We start from the raw sequence: 17,497 nt of genomic DNA, 5'->3' as shown, positions 1-17,497 counted from the left end.
AATACGGCTGCGAATAAAAGACGGAAAGGAGGTCAGAAAGTGCCTAAAATCAGGGATTTTGATAGAGTTACAGCCCTCTATGAAAGGCTGTCCAAGGATGATGAGCAGCAGGGCGAATCGAACTCGATACTGAATCAAAAGAGATTTCTCGAAGATTTTGCCCGCAAAAGCGGTATGACGAACATCAAGCATTTTACCGATGACGGCTATACAGGGCGTAACTTTAACCGTCCCGGATTTCAGGCAATGCTTGCAGAAGCCGAAGCTGGAAAAATCGGCACGATTATCGTCAAGGATATGAGCCGTTTCGGCAGAAACTATCTTGAAGTCGGCTTTTATACCGAGATTCTGTTCCCCAAGAAGCAGATACGCTTTATCGCAATCAATAACAGCGTGGACAGCGACAAGCCGCAGGATAACGACTTCACCCCATTCCTCAACATAATGAACGAGTGGTACGCCAAGGACACCAGCAACAAGATAAAGTCCATCTTCCTGTCCCGTATGAGCGATGGAAAACGCTGCTCCGGCAGCATTCCCTACGGCTACAATCGACTGCCCGAAGATAAGCAGACCTTAGTGGCCGATCCTGTTGCTTCTCAGGTGGTAAAACACATCTTTGAGCTTGCGGCAGAGGGCTTGACGCCTCCGACAATCGCAAGACAGCTTACGGAGGAAAAGGTGTTGATTCCATCGGCATACACCCTCCAATACCACCCCGAACAGTGCAACCGAAAAGCAGAGTACGGCTGCACAAACTGGAACGCAAACACGGTAAGAGAGATTTTAAGCCGACAGGAATATCTCGGTCATACTGTGCTGAGAAAGACCATCGGAACGAACTTTAAGACCGATGAACGCCGCTTTGCCACCGATGAGGAACGCCTTGTGTTTGAGGACACCCACGAGCCAATCGTTGACAGCGAGCTTTGGGAGCAGGCGCACAGAAGATTGAAACACGCCACACGCCGTATAAAGGAAGGGACGCACAAAGAGGAATGCTTACTGCCCGGTCTTGTGTATTGCGCCGATTGCGGCAGTAAGATGTCCTATCAGACGAATTACTACAAAAGCGGAGAACCCTATCATTCGTTCCGATGCAGCAGCTACGGAAACAGAACCGTGAACTGCACCATCCATCATATCAGCGACAAAGTCCTCTATCAGCTGGTACTGCGCTCTATCCAACGCCTTTCAAGCCACATTATCGCAGATGAGTGTGGCTTTGCGGAAGAACTGAAAAGCAAATGGGAAGCACAGGCGAATGGCAAGCCACAAAAGCAAAAGGATGAACTTCAGACAATCAATCGCAGACTGAACGAGCTTGACCGCCTGATTGGAAGCCTTTATGAGAATTTCATTTCAGGTCTGCTGCCCGAAAAGCAGTACAAGTCCCTGATGAAGAAATACTCGACTGAACAGGACAGCCTTGAGAGCCAAGTGTCGGAAATTCAGGAGAAGCTGGAGCAAACCAAAGCGTCCTCTGCCCATATCGGGCGGTTTATCAGGCTCATCAAGAAGTATAAGCAGCCCGCAGAGCTGACGAAAGAGATGGCGTGTGAGCTGATTGATAAAATCGTTGTTCACGAAGCCACAGGCAAGAAGCCGAACCGGCAGCAGCAGGTGGACATCTACTATAACTTCATCGGGCAGTTTGACCTCCCGCTTTCCGAAAAGGAAATTGCCGAAGCAAGACAAAAAGCCGAGCAAGAAGCGGCGAAAAAAGCCAAGTGCAAGAAGAACCGGCAGCGTGAGAGCAATGTTGCACATCAAGCCAAAGCAAAGGCGGAACGCTGGGCGGCGAATGATGGGCATAAGTACCCGAAGCGTATCTGCGAACAGTGCGGCAAAGAGTTTTATCCGAACAGCACAAGGCAGAGGTTTTGCAATACTGACTGCACAAAAGCCCATCAGCAGGCAGAAAAAGAGAAGAAACGCTTTGCCGAAAAGGGAGAGCACACCTTCCGTCAAAAGGTCTGCAAGATATGCGGCAAGCCCTTCTGGCCGTCCAATGGTCAGGAGGTGCTATGCTCCGAGGAATGCAAGGCAATCAACCGCAGACAGAAACAACTTGCCTATTATCACCGTAAGCAATCCGGGCAGAAAGCCGGAGAAGCAATATAATTCAAGGAGGACAACATAATGGAAAAATTCATCACAGACGAAAGAACAGGCTTGTGTTATGAGCTTGTCGGGGATTACTACCTGATCGCCGGAGAGGACGAGCCGGAGGGCAGACCCATCGGCATCTGGGGACAACGACATCTGCGGTATATCCGCAAGCACAAAGTTGGTTTGTATGCCGAACTGCTTACCACCGGCAAGCTGAACGATTACCTTGCAGACCTTAACGAGCAGGCAGAAGCAATGTTTTCTCGGCTGGTAAAGCAGCTTTCCGAAAAAGAGGGCGTAACGGAAGCCCTCAAAGCGGAAAACCAAATGCTGTGGGTGCAAAGGATGAACAATCTGCGAAACGCTGCTACGGAAATCGTTTCAAGCGAACTTATCTACTGTTAGGAGGGCGGCTATGAAGGTCAAGCTGGACGATTATGAGGTGCGGGTGCTGATAAACGGCTTAATACAGCAGCACAGAAGCTATGACGCAGAAACCAACGGTCAGATTGATGCCCTCGCCCTGCACCTGTGCGACATTGCTGAAACAATGAAGCCGGGGCGAAAGAAGAAAATCCCCTTTGAGCCGGTAGAAATCAGAGTAATTTGTCAGTGCCTTATGGAGTGGCGAAATCGAGAGATACAGGCGAAAAGACACGGCGCAGTGGATGCTATAAATGAACTGCTGATACGGTTTACCCGCTAAAGAGAAAAGTCGCTGTCACAGACGGCGGCTTTTCCTTTTCGGGTACTATTCAAGAAGTCATAAAGTTCCGTGAGTAATGGAAGAAGGTAATGCTTTGAGAAAAAGATGAGAGCAATATTCTGAAAACTACTTGAGATTTTGGAGAAAATCTGCTAAAATACTTTTGTATATCTATGGGGTAGGGGAATTCATATCCTTTTGCCTTAGAAATTATGGAAGGAGGACTTGACTATGGCAAACGGAAATGCGACAATTATTGTCGGCTCGGCTCGGCAGGAACATAGCGCCGTTTTTTCAGCGTGTCAAGTCTTATTTCATACAATTTATAACGAACCAGTTGCCGGAGACAGGGCGCATTATGCCTTGGCTTCGGCTTTTTGCGTTTGCCGGAAGGATGGTGGTTTGATATTGAAGTCCTAACCACGACCGGCAAATCAATCTCTTCCGGTTAAACCTTCTGTCTTCTCCGGCGTGTCCGCTGTCGGAGGAAGAAAAATCCGGCAATTCTGCCGGGTTGGCATAGTGGTTGCGCAACTGCTCAACCACAAAATTCTGGTAGGCCACATGGCCGCCAGGATAAATCGGTAACATCGAAGTCGCCCCCTGTTCGCAAAAGTCATTTCTGTAAACAAGGGCGCGAAGCGCCTCGTTTTTCGAGCCGTTTGTAAAGCTCTTTTTGCAAAAAAAGTGGGTGATTTCGATAAAAAAGGAACCTCCAAACCCAGTGTTTTCAATGGGCTGGAGATTCCGAGAGTCTATATACTTTTTAGGGAGGAAGAAATCATGAAAAAACAGTGGCTCAGCATTGTATTGGTTCTCTGTATGGTGCTGTGCATGGTGCCCACAACGGCGCGAGCAGAAGAGAGTAAAACATGTGAATTAAAAATCACCGTGGGGGTGAACGGACTGACCGGAAGCGCGGAAGGCGCGACCTTTACATTCCAAATCAAGAAGGCCATAAATGAAGTGACTGCGCAATACTATGAATACGGTACGATGACTGTCACCGTCGGAGCAGACGGAACAACAGGAACAAACACCATAGCGGTCGAGGAGGGCAAGTATATCGTACAGCAGGTCGTGCCCGGCGATCCAATCGGAGAGTATGTATGGTACAGCATTTCTTATACGGGCGGCAACAACGAAAGCGGCCCGCAGAGCGTGTATGGCAACGGTAACAGCACCGAATTCAAGGTATACAACACCTATAGACCAGCGAGCGAGACAAAGGTGACCACACTGCCGATCACGGTGACCGGATATAAAGCGGACGCAAAGATAGCAGATGCCGCGGTTACGACGACAGAGCCTGGTATTAAACTTAGCTACTTCCAATTTATGGAAAAGGACTCGGCGGGTGATTGGACTTCCGCACCTCTAACCGGAACCTTCAAGGCGGATACAGAATATAGGGTAGAGGTTTATTTTAATAAGCTCCTGGGGTGCGATTACACCGGGCTGAAAAAGGAGAACGTGACCGTAAACGGAGTTGAAGCGGATGCCTTTGAAACAACATGGAGTGGTTTTCCGTATAACAAGGATTATCAGGTGATCCGTGGCCTTGGCAAACCGGAGGTCGTCAAGACGGTGGAGAGCATCGAGATCACAAAACAGCCGGATAAGACCGAGTACATGGCCGGCGAGGATTTTGACCCGACGGGCATGGTGATCACCGCGCATTATACCGACGGCACCACGGCTGACCTCCCTGAAACCGGCTATACGATCTTCCGGGGTACGGGGCTCATGCAGGGGCAGACGGATGTAACGATCCAGTATAACGATGGCAGCGGCAGCAGTAATATCAAGACCTACCAGAACATCACCGTGAAGCCGTATGTGGGTCCCCATACCCATACCTACGGCGGTCCGTGGTATGCGGACGCAAAGAGCCATTGGCATCAGTGCACCGACAGCGCCTGCCCGGATCCGAGTGGCAGCACAAAGGATCTGGCGTCCCACACCTTCGTGTGGAAGGTAGACCAGGCGGCCACCACGACCCAGACCGGCCTGAAGCATGAGGAGTGTACCGTCTGCAGCTATAAGCGCAGCGAAAATACGGTCATCGACAAGCTCCCCGCAACACATAGCCACAGCTACGGCACGGAGTGGAAGTATGACGACACCAATCACTGGCATGAGTGCGAGTGCGGCGACAAGGCCGATATTGCGGCTCACAGCGCCAGCGAGTGGATCATTGACACGGCAGCTACCGGAACCGCTGACGGCGCTAAGCATAAGGAATGCACCGTTTGCAAGAAGGTGCTTGAAACCGCAACGATCCCCGCAACAGGCAGCACTCATACCCACAGCTATGGCACAGATTGGAAGTATGACGACACCAATCACTGGCATGAGTGTGAGTGTCGCGACAAGGCCGACACGGCAGCACACAGCTTCCAGTGGGTGATCGACAAGGCCGCTACCAAGAAGGCCACCGGCATCAAGCACGAGGAATGCACCGTTTGCGGCGCTAAGCGCAGCGAGAATACAGTCATCGACAAGCTCTCCGACAACGGCAGCACCGGCAATACAGGTAGCGGTAATAATAACACCGATAAGCCCGGAAAGGACGACTCCACCAAGTCTCCTCAGACCGGTGACAGCAGCAACCTCATCGGTTGGCTGGCTGCTCTGTTCGTCAGCGGCGGTGCAGCCATTGGCACAACGGTTGTAAGCAGGAAGAAAAAGTACAACAGATAATTGAATAGCGTTCCCTTGCTCCATCTTCCGAGCAAGACAAAAGCGTCGTAGCAATACGGCGCTTTTTTGTTACCCGGAAGCGACAAACAGCGGCTTTTGAATGGCGGACGGTAAGGATACCGCCGCTAAAACAAAGCCGCTCATATCGAAAGAAAACGCCCAAAATCGCCCCGAAACCATACAGCGGGAAACGGTTTTGGGCGTTTCTGCGTTTCGGGAGCAAATCGGCAATTCGGCAGCGAAAAGGAGGTGCCCGCTATGCCCCGTATGCCGAAATACCTCAAGGAAGAATGGGCGTTCTTTCTTGATGAGCGTGGCAGGAAGAAATATAACGAGCTTTGCAGGAAATGCGAAAGGAGCTGCAAGCAGAGCTTCCGTGCCACCGTTATCCAATGCCCGCACTATCTATCGAAAAGGAGAACAAGACAATGACAGACTATCCGAACAACATTCCCGCAAAGCTGGAAATCATCAAGGCAAGCGAGATTACACCCAAGGAGGTGCGCTGGCTGTGGTATCCCTATATCCCCTTCGGCAAGGTCACACTGCTGCAAGGCGACCCCGGCGACGGCAAGAGTAAGCTGATGCTTTCTCTTGCCGCTTTGCTTTCCAAGGGAGCGCCGCTACCCTTTGCCGATGAGGACGAGAGCGGCGAGCCGATGACCGTTATCTATCAGACCACCGAGGACGATGCAGACGATACCGTTGTGCCGAGATTTAATTCGGCGGGCGGTGATGGGGACAGGCTCATCTTCATCAAGGAGGACGAAAAGAGCCTGACCTTCGGAGATGACCGTATCCGTGAAGCCGTGGAGAAGTACAACGCCAAGCTGCTGATTCTCGACCCGATGAGTTCGTATATCGGTGACACCTGCTCGATGAACAACGCCAACGAAACAAGAGCTGACTTCAACCACCTGATTGCCGTTGCCAAGGACACCGGCTGCGCCATCGTTATCATCGCCCATATGAACAAGGCAAAGGACACAAGTCCCCTCTATCGCACCAATGGCTCTATCGACATTGCCGGTGCAGCGAGAAGCATTCTTGCCGTCACACGCACAGCAAACAAACAGAACCCCGCCGAGCGTTATCTGGTGCAGGTCAAGAGCAATCTTGCACCGATGGGCTCGGCTATTCTCTTTGAGGTAGCCGACAAGGGCGTGAACTTTCTTGATGAGCTGGAGCTGAGTGCGGAGGACGCTTTCTCTGCTTCTGCGCCGAGGATGGGCAGACCGAATGCCCGTGAGGAAGCGGCAACGGATTTTATCCGTTCCCTGCTGGCGGGCGGTAGGCGGCTGGCTTCCGATTGCGAAGCAAAGCTTGAAGCCGCAGGCTTCAAGAAATCAACCTACAAGAAGTCCAAAAAGAAAGCCGGAGTTTGCTCCGTGAAGGACGGCTTTCTTTGGTACTGGACTTTGCCGGAGGTTGAAAAACCGATTGAGAATGGGCAGGAAGTCACGGACGAGGACGACCTGCCTGTTTGATTGAGGTTTTGAGGGAGGTCAAGGGAGGAAAGCCCTTGCCCACGACATCTTTGCAGCGAAGCTGAAAGTGTCATAGTGGGTTACGCACTTTGAAAAAGTTGCGTAACCCGCACCCCCTCCCTTTCCGCTGACTGGAGGTGATGAGAATGGCGGAAGGAAACTGGAGCGTTATCCGAGTGGAGAAAATCTCCGCAGAGGGAGCGCAGAAAACCGAGCGACACAACGAGCGCAAGAATGAAAGCTACGCAAATCTCAATGTGGACACCGAGCAAATTGCCCGCAATGTTCACTTCAAGGACACGGGCGGTTTTACCTACAACGAGTATTTCCAGCGGCTCATTGACGAGGGCAAAATCTCCACAAGAGGACAGAAAGCCGGTGCAACCATTTTTAATGAGTTGGTCATTGATGTGAACACAAGGTACTTTGAGGAACACGGCGGCTACGAATACGCCAAGCAGTTCTACGAGGAATCCTACCGCTTCGGCTGTGAGATTTACGGCGAGGAGAACATCGTGTCGGCGGTTATGCACGCCGATGAAATCAACAAGGCGGTGTCCGAAGAACTGGGCAAGCCGGTCTACCACTACCACCTGCACATTGTGGCGATCCCCACCGTCCGAAAAGAAATTCTGTGGTCGAAACGCTGCAAGGACGAAGCCCTGAGAGGAACGGTCAAGGAGGTCATCAATCAAGTTTCCCACTCGAAGAAATGGAAAAACACTGTTCCTCTGCTGGACGAAAATGGGCAGCAGATTATCAGCAAATACGGAAAGCCGATGTTCCGCAAGTCCTATTCTGTCCTGCAAGACAAGCTCTTTGAGCATATGACCGAGGCTGGCTTCACCGGCTTTGAGCGTGGCGTATTGGGCAGCACAGCGGAGAATTTGAGCAGCCTGGATTATCAAATTCAGAAGGACAAGGAGCGGCTTGCCGACATTCAGGAACGCATTGAAGCCGAGCAGGTGCGCTATGAACCTGCCCACGAAGTCCACAAGACAATGGCAGAGATTGAGGGAATGGGACAGAAAACCATCACCGGCAAAATTGCCGTTTCTAAGGACGATTACCAGCAGCTCACGGCACTTGCAAAGGAGGGAATCACGAGCCGCAGTGAAATCCAAGATTTGAAAAGCAGCGTTTCCTACTATCAAAGGCAGTATTTCAATGCGTCCTCTGCCGTGGAGCGATTGCAGGAACGCTATGACCGGCTCAAGGAAAAATGCCAGCCGTTTTTACAGGCGCTGGAACACTTCCCGAAGCTGGTGGAGGTCTTTGTGGAGAAGGTCAAGGAGTTTTTCAGCATCAAGGAAGCGCAGGAGCGCAAGGAACGGGAGGACAGAGCCGCCGCCCGAAAAGAACAATCCAAACACCGTCGGGACAGAAATGATTGGGAACGATAATCCCTTCCATTACTATCCCGACTTTTTAACTTCTTCAACACTTGAATTACGGAGGTACGAAAATGAAAGACATTACAAGCACGATTACCAAGCCCCTCGCCGTCCTCGGAGAGAACGGTAAGGGCTACACCAAGGAAGCCAACTTCATTTCGTGGAACGGCAATGCCGCCAAGCTGGACATCAGAGAGTGGCATCCGAACCACGAGCGTTGCGGCAAGGGCATCACGCTCACGGAGGACGAGGGCAGGAACCTTTATGCCGCACTGAAAGCAATCTATGAAAAGGAATAATCCTTTTTCGGGTGGTAACGGGGTGTGCGGAAACGGACGCCCCTATTTTTATGGAGTGAGGTGATGACCGTGGAGAATATCAAAACCGGCTTTGTAGAGAGAATCGGCGGCACCATTTTCGTTGTCAACGCAATGCCCGCAGAGAACGCAAAGCATACGCAGGAGGAGCTTGTAAAGGCTCTGATTGCAAGAGAAGCAATGGCTTTGCAGGAAGCGGAGGTTGCCTGATTGACTTTACGCACAGCTATGCGCTTTGGAGATTTTTCAAAAAATATCTCAAAACCACTTGACAGAAAGGAGAAATTGTCCGTGACATTGGCGGTCTGTTGGAAAAGAAAGGCTATGAAGTGCGAGTCCTTGATCTGATCAATATGCACCGAAGCCATTGTTACAATCCCTTTGTTTATCTTAGGAATGACAACGATGTGCAAAGGCTGGTGACCAATCTTTTTAAGGCAACCACGCCCAAAGGCGCACAGTCGCAAGACCCCTTCTGGGATACAGCGGCCAGTATGCTGCTTCTGGCACTGGTGTTTTATCTGAAATACGAAGCGCCGCCTGATGAACAGAACTTCCCAATGGTCATGGAGCTTTTACGGGCTGGTGAAGTTCGGGAGGATGATGATAGCTATGTCAGTCCTCTGGATGAACTGTTTGACCGGTTGGAATTGGATAACCCGGAGCATATCGCCCTGAAGTATTACAGGGATTATCACTCCGGTTCGGCTAAGACCTTAAAGAGCATCCAGATCACCCTTGCCGCAAGGCTTGAAAAATTCAATCTGGAGAGCCTTGCCGGTTTGACAGCTACGGATGAGCTTGATCTGCCCAGTTTAGGGGAAAAGAAAGTTGCTTTGTTCGCTCTGATACCAGACAACGATACGAGTTTTAACTTCCTTGTCAGTATCCTTTATACGCAGCTTTTTCAGCAGCTCTTTTATCTTGCCGACCATAAGTACGGAGGCAGCCTGCCTGTCCACTGCCATTTCATCATGGACGAGTTTGCCAACGTGAGCCTGCCGGATGATTTTGACAAGATTCTTTCTGTGATGCGCTCCCGTGGCGTATCCGTCAGCATCATTCTTCAGAATCTGGCACAGCTCAAGGCGCTCTTTGAAAAGCAGTGGGAAAGCATTGTGGGCAACTGCGTGCGCCCAGAAGTCGCCAGCGCATTATAAATTCGGCGGCGTGGTATTTATGGAATACTGCCTTTAGCAAGCAGTAGGTAAAAGTATCAAGTGATGAAAAATCACAACCTATTATTCTACAACTTATCCGAGAGGGGAAACCCGAAGGGGAGTGTAGCATGTTGTCGCTCTTGTCAATAGACGAGAGCCTGAATGATAAGGTACTAATCCTGTGTATCTGAAAATTCAAGAATAAAAATTCGTGTATGAGGTACAAAGCTAAACTGCCTGAACGATAGCCAAAGTGGGGGAATCCGCACTCCGCATACGAAAAGGATTGAAACGTATGCTATTCCATGTTGGTTTCATTTCGCAGTTATGAAAGCAAGCGATACTCATGGAAAGACAACCGCAAGACAGCGGGTAAATGGCGAAAGTCGGTGCCGACAACACGAAACGCTAATTCTATGAATACTAACTGGGGATGACCTAAACCCGGTAACGGGCATGGTCACACAGCTCCCATAGTAGTCCGAGACGTTAATGACGTTCACATGGCGAAGGGGAGCAGCTTATTTACTAATACGATATGAAAGGACGGTGCGAGAGGCATTGAGAAATCCAATCCAAGTATTAAGTAGTTTGACGGAAAAGTCAAAGAATGAATCTTACAGGTTTCAGAGATTATATCGGAATCTGTACAATCCTGAGTTCTACTGGCTTGCATATAAAAACATATATGCAAACACAGGCAGTATGACTGCCGGTGCAGATGGAACTACCATTGATGGCATGAGTGACGAAAGAATCCAAAGGATTATTGAATCCATGCGAGATAAAAGTTACCTGCCAAAACCTGCACGTAGGGAATATATTGCTAAGAAAAACAGCAATAAAAAGCGCCCGTTGGGAATCCAGTCGGGCAATGACAAACTGGTGCAGGAAGTAGTGAAAATGATTTTAGAAAGCATTTATGATCCTGTGTTTAAGAAAACATCTCATGGGTTCAGACCAAACAAAAGCTGTCAGACAGCATTATACCAGATTCAGAAAACCTTTACGGGAACGAACTGGTTTGTTGAGGGTGATATACACGCCTGCTTCGACAGTTTTAATCACCACACAATCATCAGATTGCTGAGAAAACGCATTGATGATGAAATGTTCCTACAACTTATCTGGAAATTCCTAAAAGCAGGATATATGGAGCAATGGACGTACAATCGGACATATAGCGGCGTACCGCAGGGGTCTGGTGTCAGTCCAGTGCTTGCGAACGTGTATCTCCATGAATTAGACAAATTTATGGAAGAATACGCACAGAAATATAACCGAGGAAAGAAGAAACAAATGAACTCCGACTACAATAAAGTTGTCAAAAAGGCATCCTATTACAGATGTATGGGCAAAAAGAAGTGGGCGGATTTATCTCCAGAAGAACGCTGGGAACGCAATAAGCATTTGAAAACGCTTGAAAAGCAAGCACGACAACTAACTCCTACCGAACCTTTAGATGAGACGTATAAACGGATTCAGTACACCCGTTACGCTGATGATTTTATCATTGGAGTAATTGGGAGCAAAGCGGACGCAGAACAGATTAAAGCTGATGTCGGCAAATTCCTCAGGGAAGAACTGGATTTGGAAATGTCCGAAACCAAAACGAAGGTTACACATACAGGAGACAGAGCCAGATTTTTAGGCTACGACATTACGGTATCCAGAAGTCAGGATTTAAAGAAATCCGCAGGAGGATACAAAATCAGGAGCAATGCAGGAGTGGTGAAACTACTTGTACCCAGAGAAAAATGGGTGGGAAAGTTACTGGAATACCATGCAATCAAAATCAAGATTAACGAAAATGGAAAAGAAAGATTTGTAGCCCTACACAGGGGAAAACTGGTAAACCAAAGCGATATAGAGATTCTGGCAAGATATAATGCGGAAGTTCGTGGACTTTATAACTACTACGCCATAGCAAATGATTCTTTTAAGATAGGCAGATTCGCCAATCTTATGAAGTACAGTATGTACAAGACATTTGCCTGTAAGTATAAAACAAATGTTCACGAAATCAAGCGCAGATATTGTGTTGGAGGACTGTTTACAATCGCATACGATACCAGAGCAGGAAGGAAAACTACAACCTTTTACAGAGACGGGTTTAAGCGAAAAGAATCAGCTACGAAGTTTGACAATGTGAGCGAACTTCCGCAGTTCTCAAAATACGCTAAAACCAACACTCTGAAACAGAGAGTGGAACGCCATGCCTGTGAACTTTGTGGAAAGGATTGCAGAAATCTGGAAATCCATCAAGTAAAGAAACTAAAAGACTTAAAGGGCAATGCGGAGTGGGTACTCCTTATGCGCAAAAGGAGACGGAAAACTCTTGTGGTATGCCCCGAATGTCATAAACTGATTCATTCTTAATACCGCAAATATAATAAGCGGAAAGCCGTATACATCGAGAGGTGTACGTGCGGTTTGGGAGGGAGGGGATGCAAGTCCTGTAAAGGACAAGCTGAACCTTACCTCATGATGAATTTCTGTATCTGGGCGGCAACGAACAGAGTACCCACAAATATGTGTCCGAGCTTTTAGGTAAGGAAACCATTGATACGAACACCTATGGAAAAAGCTCCGGGCGCAGCGGAAACTATTCGACCAACTATCAGATTTCAGGACGTGAACTGATGACGCCAGATGAGGTGCGTATGCTGGATAACCGTTATGCACTGCTGTTTATCCGAGGGGAGCGTCCGGTTATGGATCTGAAGTACGACATCCTGAAGCATCCAAATGTAAAGCTGACGGTGGATGGAGGCCAGCCGCCGTATATCCACGGAGAGCCGACACAGGCTGTCGCTACGCTCGTGTTTGACAGTGAAATTCCAGAGAATGCCGTAAGCATTGCATCTGTCAACACAACTTATGAACTTCTGTCCGATGAGGATTTGGAAGAAATGTTTAACATCTAAAGGAGGATTTATCTATGAAATTTTTTAGCAAGAAGGATACCAAGAAGAAAGAAACCGTGAAGCTGCCGATGAGAAGAAAGACCAAAAGAGCCTTGGTGGCATATGCAGGTGCAGTGCTTTGTATGACCTGTTTTACCACGACGGCATTTGCCGCCAACGATCCCATTACCGTAGTCAATAACCTCTCTGACTTCATTTTCGGACTGGTCAGGGCTGTTGGTATGATCATGCTCGGCTTTGGTATCGTACAGATCGGCCTTTCTCTGAAATCCCATGACCCTTCCCAGAGAGCGAACGGTTTCCTGACACTTGCGGGCGGTGTAGTCATTACCTTTGCAAAGGAGATCCTTACCCTGATCACAGGCTAAGATAACGGATGAAACAAGACAATGGGAGCAGATCTGCTGCGGCAGAAATGCTCCCACTGTCTGTTTTATGACAAGAAAGGAGGTTGAATTTATCGAGAATATAAAAAAATATGGCATCATCTACGCCGATCCACCGTGGCGCTACAACCAGAAAAATCTTTCTGGAGCAGCAGAACATCATTACCGCACCATGAGCATCGAAGAAATCTGTAACCTGAAAGTGGCAGAAGTGGCCGATCAACATTGCGTCCTGTTTTTGTGGGCAACATTTCCTCAATTACCCGAAGCCTTAAAGGTAATAAAAGCATGGGGCTTTCAATATAAGACAGTTGCATTTGTTTGGCTAAAACAGAACAAAAGTGGAAAAGGATGGTTCTTCGGTCTTGGATTTTGGACAAGAGGAAATGCGGAAATCTGCCTGCTTGCCACAAAAGGAAAACCTTGCAGACAATCAAAACGTACTCATCAGTTTATCATCAGCCCTTTGCGTGAGCATAGTCAGAAACCGGATGAAGCCCGAGAGAAAATCGTTGAGCTGATGGGCGACCTGCCGCGATTGGAATTGTTTGCCCGCCAAAAAACAGATGGTTGGGATGTGTGGGGCGACGAAGTTGTAAGTGATGTTGAAATCAGCAGTTATGCAGAGAAAACAGGAGGTGGTTTATGTGTCTGATAACTGGGTCGTACAAAATCTTGAAAATGCCCTGAATACCTGGAATGAAAAGTTAGCCGAGATATGGCAGCTTATTACCCAGTCACCGGAGCAGTTCAAAGGCGGTACGATATGGTCTGTTATCCTGAATATCCACGGCGCACTGCAGGCAATCGGGCTTGCCCTGCTGGTGCTGTTCTTTGTCGTTGGTGTCATGCGTACCTGCGGCAATTTTGCAGAAGTCAAAAAGCCGGAACATGCTTTGAAGCTGTTTATTCGTTTTGCCCTTGCAAAAGGAGTCGTCACCTATGGCTTAGAACTGATGATGGCTCTCTTTAATATCGTTCAGGGTGTAGTTTCCACGATCATGAATGCCGCTGGATTTGGCTCTGCCACACAAACGGTACTGCCGCAGGAAATCGTCACAGCCGTTGAGGACTGTGGCTTTTTTGAGAGTATTCCCCTCTGGGCAGTCACATTGATCGGCGGTCTGTTTATTACGATACTGTCGTTCATTATGATTATGTCTGTCTATGGCAGATTTTTTAAACTGTATCTCTATACGGCGATTGCGCCCATCCCTCTTTCCACTTTTGCAGGGGAACCGAGTCAGAGTGTTGGCAAGAGCTTCATCAAAAGTTATGCTGCTGTCTGCCTGGAAGGTGCGATCATTGTGCTTGCCTGCATCATCTTTTCCTTGTTTGCAGCGGCTCCACCGGCAGTCAACCCGGATGCGGCAGCGGTATCTATGGTATGGAGCTACATCGGGGAACTGGTATTCAATATGCTCGTCTTAGTCGGTGCGATCAAAATGGCTGACCGTGTTGTACGGGAAATGATGGGCTTATAAAGGAGGTATCCATTTTGGAAGTAAAGATCAATAAAGAAATCCGTAACTATACGGAAAGTATGTTTTTCGGACTGTCATTAAGGCAGTTCATTTTTTCTGTCCTTGCCTGCGGTGTTGCGGTAGGCTTGTATTTTCTTCTCCGCCCATACTTTGGTATGGAAACCCTTAGCTGGGTATGCATTTTAGGGGCATTCCCCTTTGCGGCGATGGGCTTTATCAAATATAACGGCATGACCGCAGAACAGTTTGTCTGGGCGTGGTTTAAATCCGAATTTCTGATGCCCAAGAAACTGATGTTCCGGCCAAACAATCTTTATTATGAAGCTATGAAGTCCAGCATCGAAGCCAGAGAAAAAGGACTTCCTGTCGTTCCCAAGAAACAGAGACGAAAAGAGCGAAAGGAGAAAAAACAGGATAAGAAGAAAACGAAAAAGAATAAAGGAGGCGCAGCATGATCAAAACACTGAGAACCCTGTTCAAGCAGGATAAGGAAAAATTTGTCGTGCCAAAGTCAGTACAAAATGTCATTCCCATTTATACCATCTGGGAAGATGGCATTTTCCTTGTCGGCAGGAACAAATATGCAAAGACCTTTAAATTTGAGGACATCAATTATGCCGTGGCCAGCCGTGAGGACAAGGAAGCCATGTTTTTGGAATACTCTGAACTGCTCAATGCTTTTGACAGCGGCGCTACCACAAAGCTCACCATCAACAACCGCCGTCTGAACCGGGTGGATTTTGAGCAGACTATCCTGATCCCCATGGCAGAGGATGGTCTGGATAAGTACCGTAAGGAATACAACAAGATGCTGCTGGATAAGGCAACAGGAGCAAACTCTATTGTGCAGGACAAATATGTGACCATTTCTGTGTGCAAGAAAAATATCGAAGAAGCACGGAACTATTTTGCCCGTGTGGGTGCGGATCTTGTCACTCATTTTTCCCGTCTGGGCGCACGCTGCGTGGAACTGGAAGCGGAAGAAAAACTCCGTATCTTCCACGACTTCTACCGTACCGGAGAAGAAACCGCCTTTACCTTTGATATGGTACAGAGTATGCGCAAAGGCCATGATTTTAAGGACTTCATCTGCCCGGACACCTTTGAGTTTGAAAGTGACTACTTCCGTATGGGCAACCGATACGGGCGTGTGATCTTCCTTAGAGAATACGCTGCTTATATCAAAGACAGCATGGTAGCGGAGCTTTGTGAGCTGAACCGCAACATGATGCTGTCCATTGATGTTGTCCCGGTTCCCACGGATGAAGCTGTGCGGGAAGTGGAAAACAGGCTACTTGGTGTCGAAACCAATATCACAAACTGGCAGAGAAAACAGAATCAAAACAATAACTTCTCCGCAGTTGTCCCTTATGACCTTGAGCAGCAGCGCAAGGAAAGTAAGGAATTTCTGGACGACCTGACAACCCGTGACCAGAGGATGATGTTTGCGGTGCTGACACTGGTGCATACTGCTGAAACCAAAGAACAGCTGGACAGCGATACGGAAGCCCTGCTGACCACTGCCAGAAAGCATTTGTGTCAGTTTGCGGTGCTGAAATATCAGCAGATGGACGGACTGAACACGGCGCTGCCTTTTGGTGTGCGTAAGATCGATGCCCTGCGCACACTGACCACAGAGAGCCTTGCTGTTTTTATCCCGTTCCGGGTGCAGGAGATCTACCACAAGGACGGTGTATATTACGGGCAGAATGTGATCAGCAAGAACATGATTATTGCCAACCGCCGCCACCTGCTCAACGGCAACTCCTTTATTCTCGGTGTGTCTGGTGCAGGTAAATCATTTACGGCGAAAGAGGAAATGACAAATATCATTCTCACAGACCCCAATGCAGATGTCATTATTATTGATCCTGAGCGGGAATATTCCCCGCTGGTCAAGGCCATGCAGGGCGAAGTCATCCACATTTCTGCGACCAGTGAAAACCACATCAATGCAATGGATATGAACTCCGATTACGGTGACGGCGCAAACCCGGTCATTCTGAAATCGGAGTTTATTTTGTCTCTCTGTGAACAGCTCATTGGCGGTACAAGTCTGGGAGCAAAACAGAAATCCATTATTGACCGCTGTACGGCCAGTGTTTACCGCCACTATCAGCAGGGCAATTATCAGGGTGTCCCGCCCACTTTGCAGGACTTCCGTGAAGAACTGCTCAAACAGAATGAGCCGGAGGCACAGGAAATCGCCCTTGCCATTGAGCTGTTTACCGATGGCAGCCTGAACACCTTTGCCAAGAACACCAATGTGGATACCCACAGCCGTCTGATCTGTTATGACATTCTGGATCTGGGCAAACAGTTACAGCCGATTGGTATGCTGGTTGTCCTGGACAGTATCTTAAACCGCATTACGCAGAACAGAGCCAAGGGCAGGAACACGTTCATTTTCATTGATGAAATCTATCTGCTGTTCCAGCATGAATACTCGGCAAACTTCCTCTTTACCCTCTGGAAGCGTGTGCGTAAATATGGTGCATACTGTACCGGTATCACACAGAATGTAGACGATCTTTTGCAGAGCCATACCGCAAGGACAATGCTTGCCAATTCTGAATTTATCATCATGCTCAATCAGGCGTCTACGGACAGGATTGAGCTTGCCAAGCTTTTGAACATCTCTGACCTTCAGATGGGCTATATCACCAATGTAGGCGCAGGCCAGGGACTTTTGAAGGTAGGCAGTTCCCTTGTGCCGTTTGTCAACAAATTCCCGCATAACACCGAACTGTATAAACTGATGACGACCAAGTTTGGAGAGGTATAAGGAAGTGAGGAAGGAGACAGAGTGTTTAGATCTGCG

General features: G+C 48.5%; 15 protein-coding genes and 2 pseudogenes. 16 read left to right on the top strand and 1 reads right to left on the bottom strand.

Going from position 1 to position 17,497, the window contains the following annotated elements:
• The first annotated feature begins 39 nt into the window (after nt 1–39).
• From EV212_RS06340 to EV212_RS06330, 3 genes are read left to right on the top strand one after another with little or no spacing between them, the layout of a single operon-like run.
• Complete coding sequence (locus EV212_RS06340) at nt 40–2,124, top strand: recombinase family protein (RefSeq protein WP_132090535.1); 2,085 nt, start codon at nt 40–42, stop codon at nt 2,122–2,124.
• A gap of 18 nt (nt 2,125–2,142) precedes the next feature.
• A complete protein-coding gene (locus tag EV212_RS06335; protein WP_132090532.1) occupies nt 2,143–2,517 on the top strand; it encodes a TnpV protein in 375 nt (124 codons plus the stop codon).
• A 10-nt stretch (nt 2,518–2,527) separates the two neighbouring features.
• Nucleotides 2,528–2,818, top strand: a complete 291-nt coding sequence (locus EV212_RS06330; protein WP_132090529.1) for a hypothetical protein — start codon at nt 2,528–2,530, stop codon at nt 2,816–2,818.
• Between the two features lie 309 nt (nt 2,819–3,127).
• Here EV212_RS06330 and EV212_RS06325 read toward each other — a convergent pair whose 3' ends face one another.
• On the bottom strand, nt 3,128–3,409 hold the full coding sequence (locus EV212_RS06325; RefSeq protein WP_132090526.1) for a hypothetical protein: 282 nt from the start codon (nt 3,407–3,409) through the stop codon (nt 3,128–3,130).
• Nucleotides 3,410–3,601: 192 nt separating this feature from the next.
• Between EV212_RS06325 and EV212_RS06320 the strand changes: the two genes are divergently transcribed.
• From EV212_RS06320 to EV212_RS06265, 13 genes and pseudogenes are all read left to right on the top strand, one after another.
• On the top strand, nt 3,602–5,521 hold the full coding sequence (locus EV212_RS06320; RefSeq protein ID WP_132090523.1) for a bacterial Ig-like domain-containing protein: 1,920 nt from the start codon (nt 3,602–3,604) through the stop codon (nt 5,519–5,521).
• A 428-nt stretch (nt 5,522–5,949) separates the two neighbouring features.
• Nucleotides 5,950–7,008, top strand: coding sequence for an AAA family ATPase (locus EV212_RS06315; RefSeq protein ID WP_132090520.1), 1,059 nt, complete (start codon nt 5,950–5,952; stop codon nt 7,006–7,008).
• A 146-nt stretch (nt 7,009–7,154) separates the two neighbouring features.
• Complete coding sequence (locus tag EV212_RS06310) at nt 7,155–8,411, top strand: plasmid recombination protein (protein ID WP_132090517.1); 1,257 nt, start codon at nt 7,155–7,157, stop codon at nt 8,409–8,411.
• A 62-nt stretch (nt 8,412–8,473) separates the two neighbouring features.
• Nucleotides 8,474–8,701, top strand: coding sequence for a YdbC family protein (locus EV212_RS06305; protein ID WP_066733266.1), 228 nt, complete (start codon nt 8,474–8,476; stop codon nt 8,699–8,701).
• A 69-nt stretch (nt 8,702–8,770) separates the two neighbouring features.
• Entirely contained in the window at nt 8,771–8,929 is a 159-nt protein-coding gene (locus EV212_RS13470) for a hypothetical protein (protein WP_165873310.1), read from the top strand.
• 65 nt (nt 8,930–8,994) lie between these two features.
• Nucleotides 8,995–9,849 (top strand): annotated as a pseudogene (locus EV212_RS06300) (VirD4-like conjugal transfer protein, CD1115 family); the annotation flags it as partial.
• Between the two features lie 591 nt (nt 9,850–10,440).
• Nucleotides 10,441–12,258, top strand: a complete 1,818-nt coding sequence (locus EV212_RS06295; RefSeq protein WP_306812214.1) for a reverse transcriptase/maturase family protein — start codon at nt 10,441–10,443, stop codon at nt 12,256–12,258.
• 107 nt (nt 12,259–12,365) lie between these two features.
• Nucleotides 12,366–12,806: pseudogene (locus EV212_RS06290) on the top strand (type IV secretory system conjugative DNA transfer family protein); the annotation flags it as partial.
• 14 nt (nt 12,807–12,820) lie between these two features.
• A complete protein-coding gene (locus EV212_RS06285; RefSeq protein ID WP_002607871.1) occupies nt 12,821–13,174 on the top strand; it encodes a hypothetical protein in 354 nt (117 codons plus the stop codon).
• A gap of 100 nt (nt 13,175–13,274) precedes the next feature.
• Nucleotides 13,275–13,847, top strand: a complete 573-nt coding sequence (locus EV212_RS06280) for an MT-A70 family methyltransferase (protein ID WP_165873324.1) — start codon at nt 13,275–13,277, stop codon at nt 13,845–13,847.
• Nucleotides 13,840–14,676 carry a hypothetical protein gene (locus EV212_RS06275; RefSeq protein ID WP_002607869.1) on the top strand — a complete coding sequence of 279 codons (837 nt, stop codon included), beginning with the start codon at nt 13,840–13,842 and terminating at the stop codon, nt 14,674–14,676. The genes EV212_RS06280 and EV212_RS06275 overlap by 8 nt, the downstream gene beginning before the upstream one ends.
• Nucleotides 14,677–14,690: 14 nt before the next feature.
• The gene (locus EV212_RS06270) at nt 14,691–15,131 is read left to right on the top strand and encodes a PrgI family protein (protein ID WP_132090508.1); all 441 of its coding nucleotides are present in this window, start codon (nt 14,691–14,693) and stop codon (nt 15,129–15,131) included.
• Nucleotides 15,128–17,461, top strand: a complete 2,334-nt coding sequence (locus tag EV212_RS06265) for a VirB4-like conjugal transfer ATPase, CD1110 family (protein ID WP_132090505.1) — start codon at nt 15,128–15,130, stop codon at nt 17,459–17,461. Before EV212_RS06270 ends, EV212_RS06265 begins: the two co-directional genes overlap by 4 nt.
• The last annotated feature ends 36 nt before the right edge of the window (nt 17,462–17,497 follow it).

It is taken from the genome of Frisingicoccus caecimuris (genome assembly GCF_004340975.1).
GTDB lineage: Bacteria > Bacillota > Clostridia > Lachnospirales > Lachnospiraceae > Frisingicoccus > Frisingicoccus caecimuris.
This window is presented reverse-complemented; position numbering and strand designations above follow the sequence as displayed.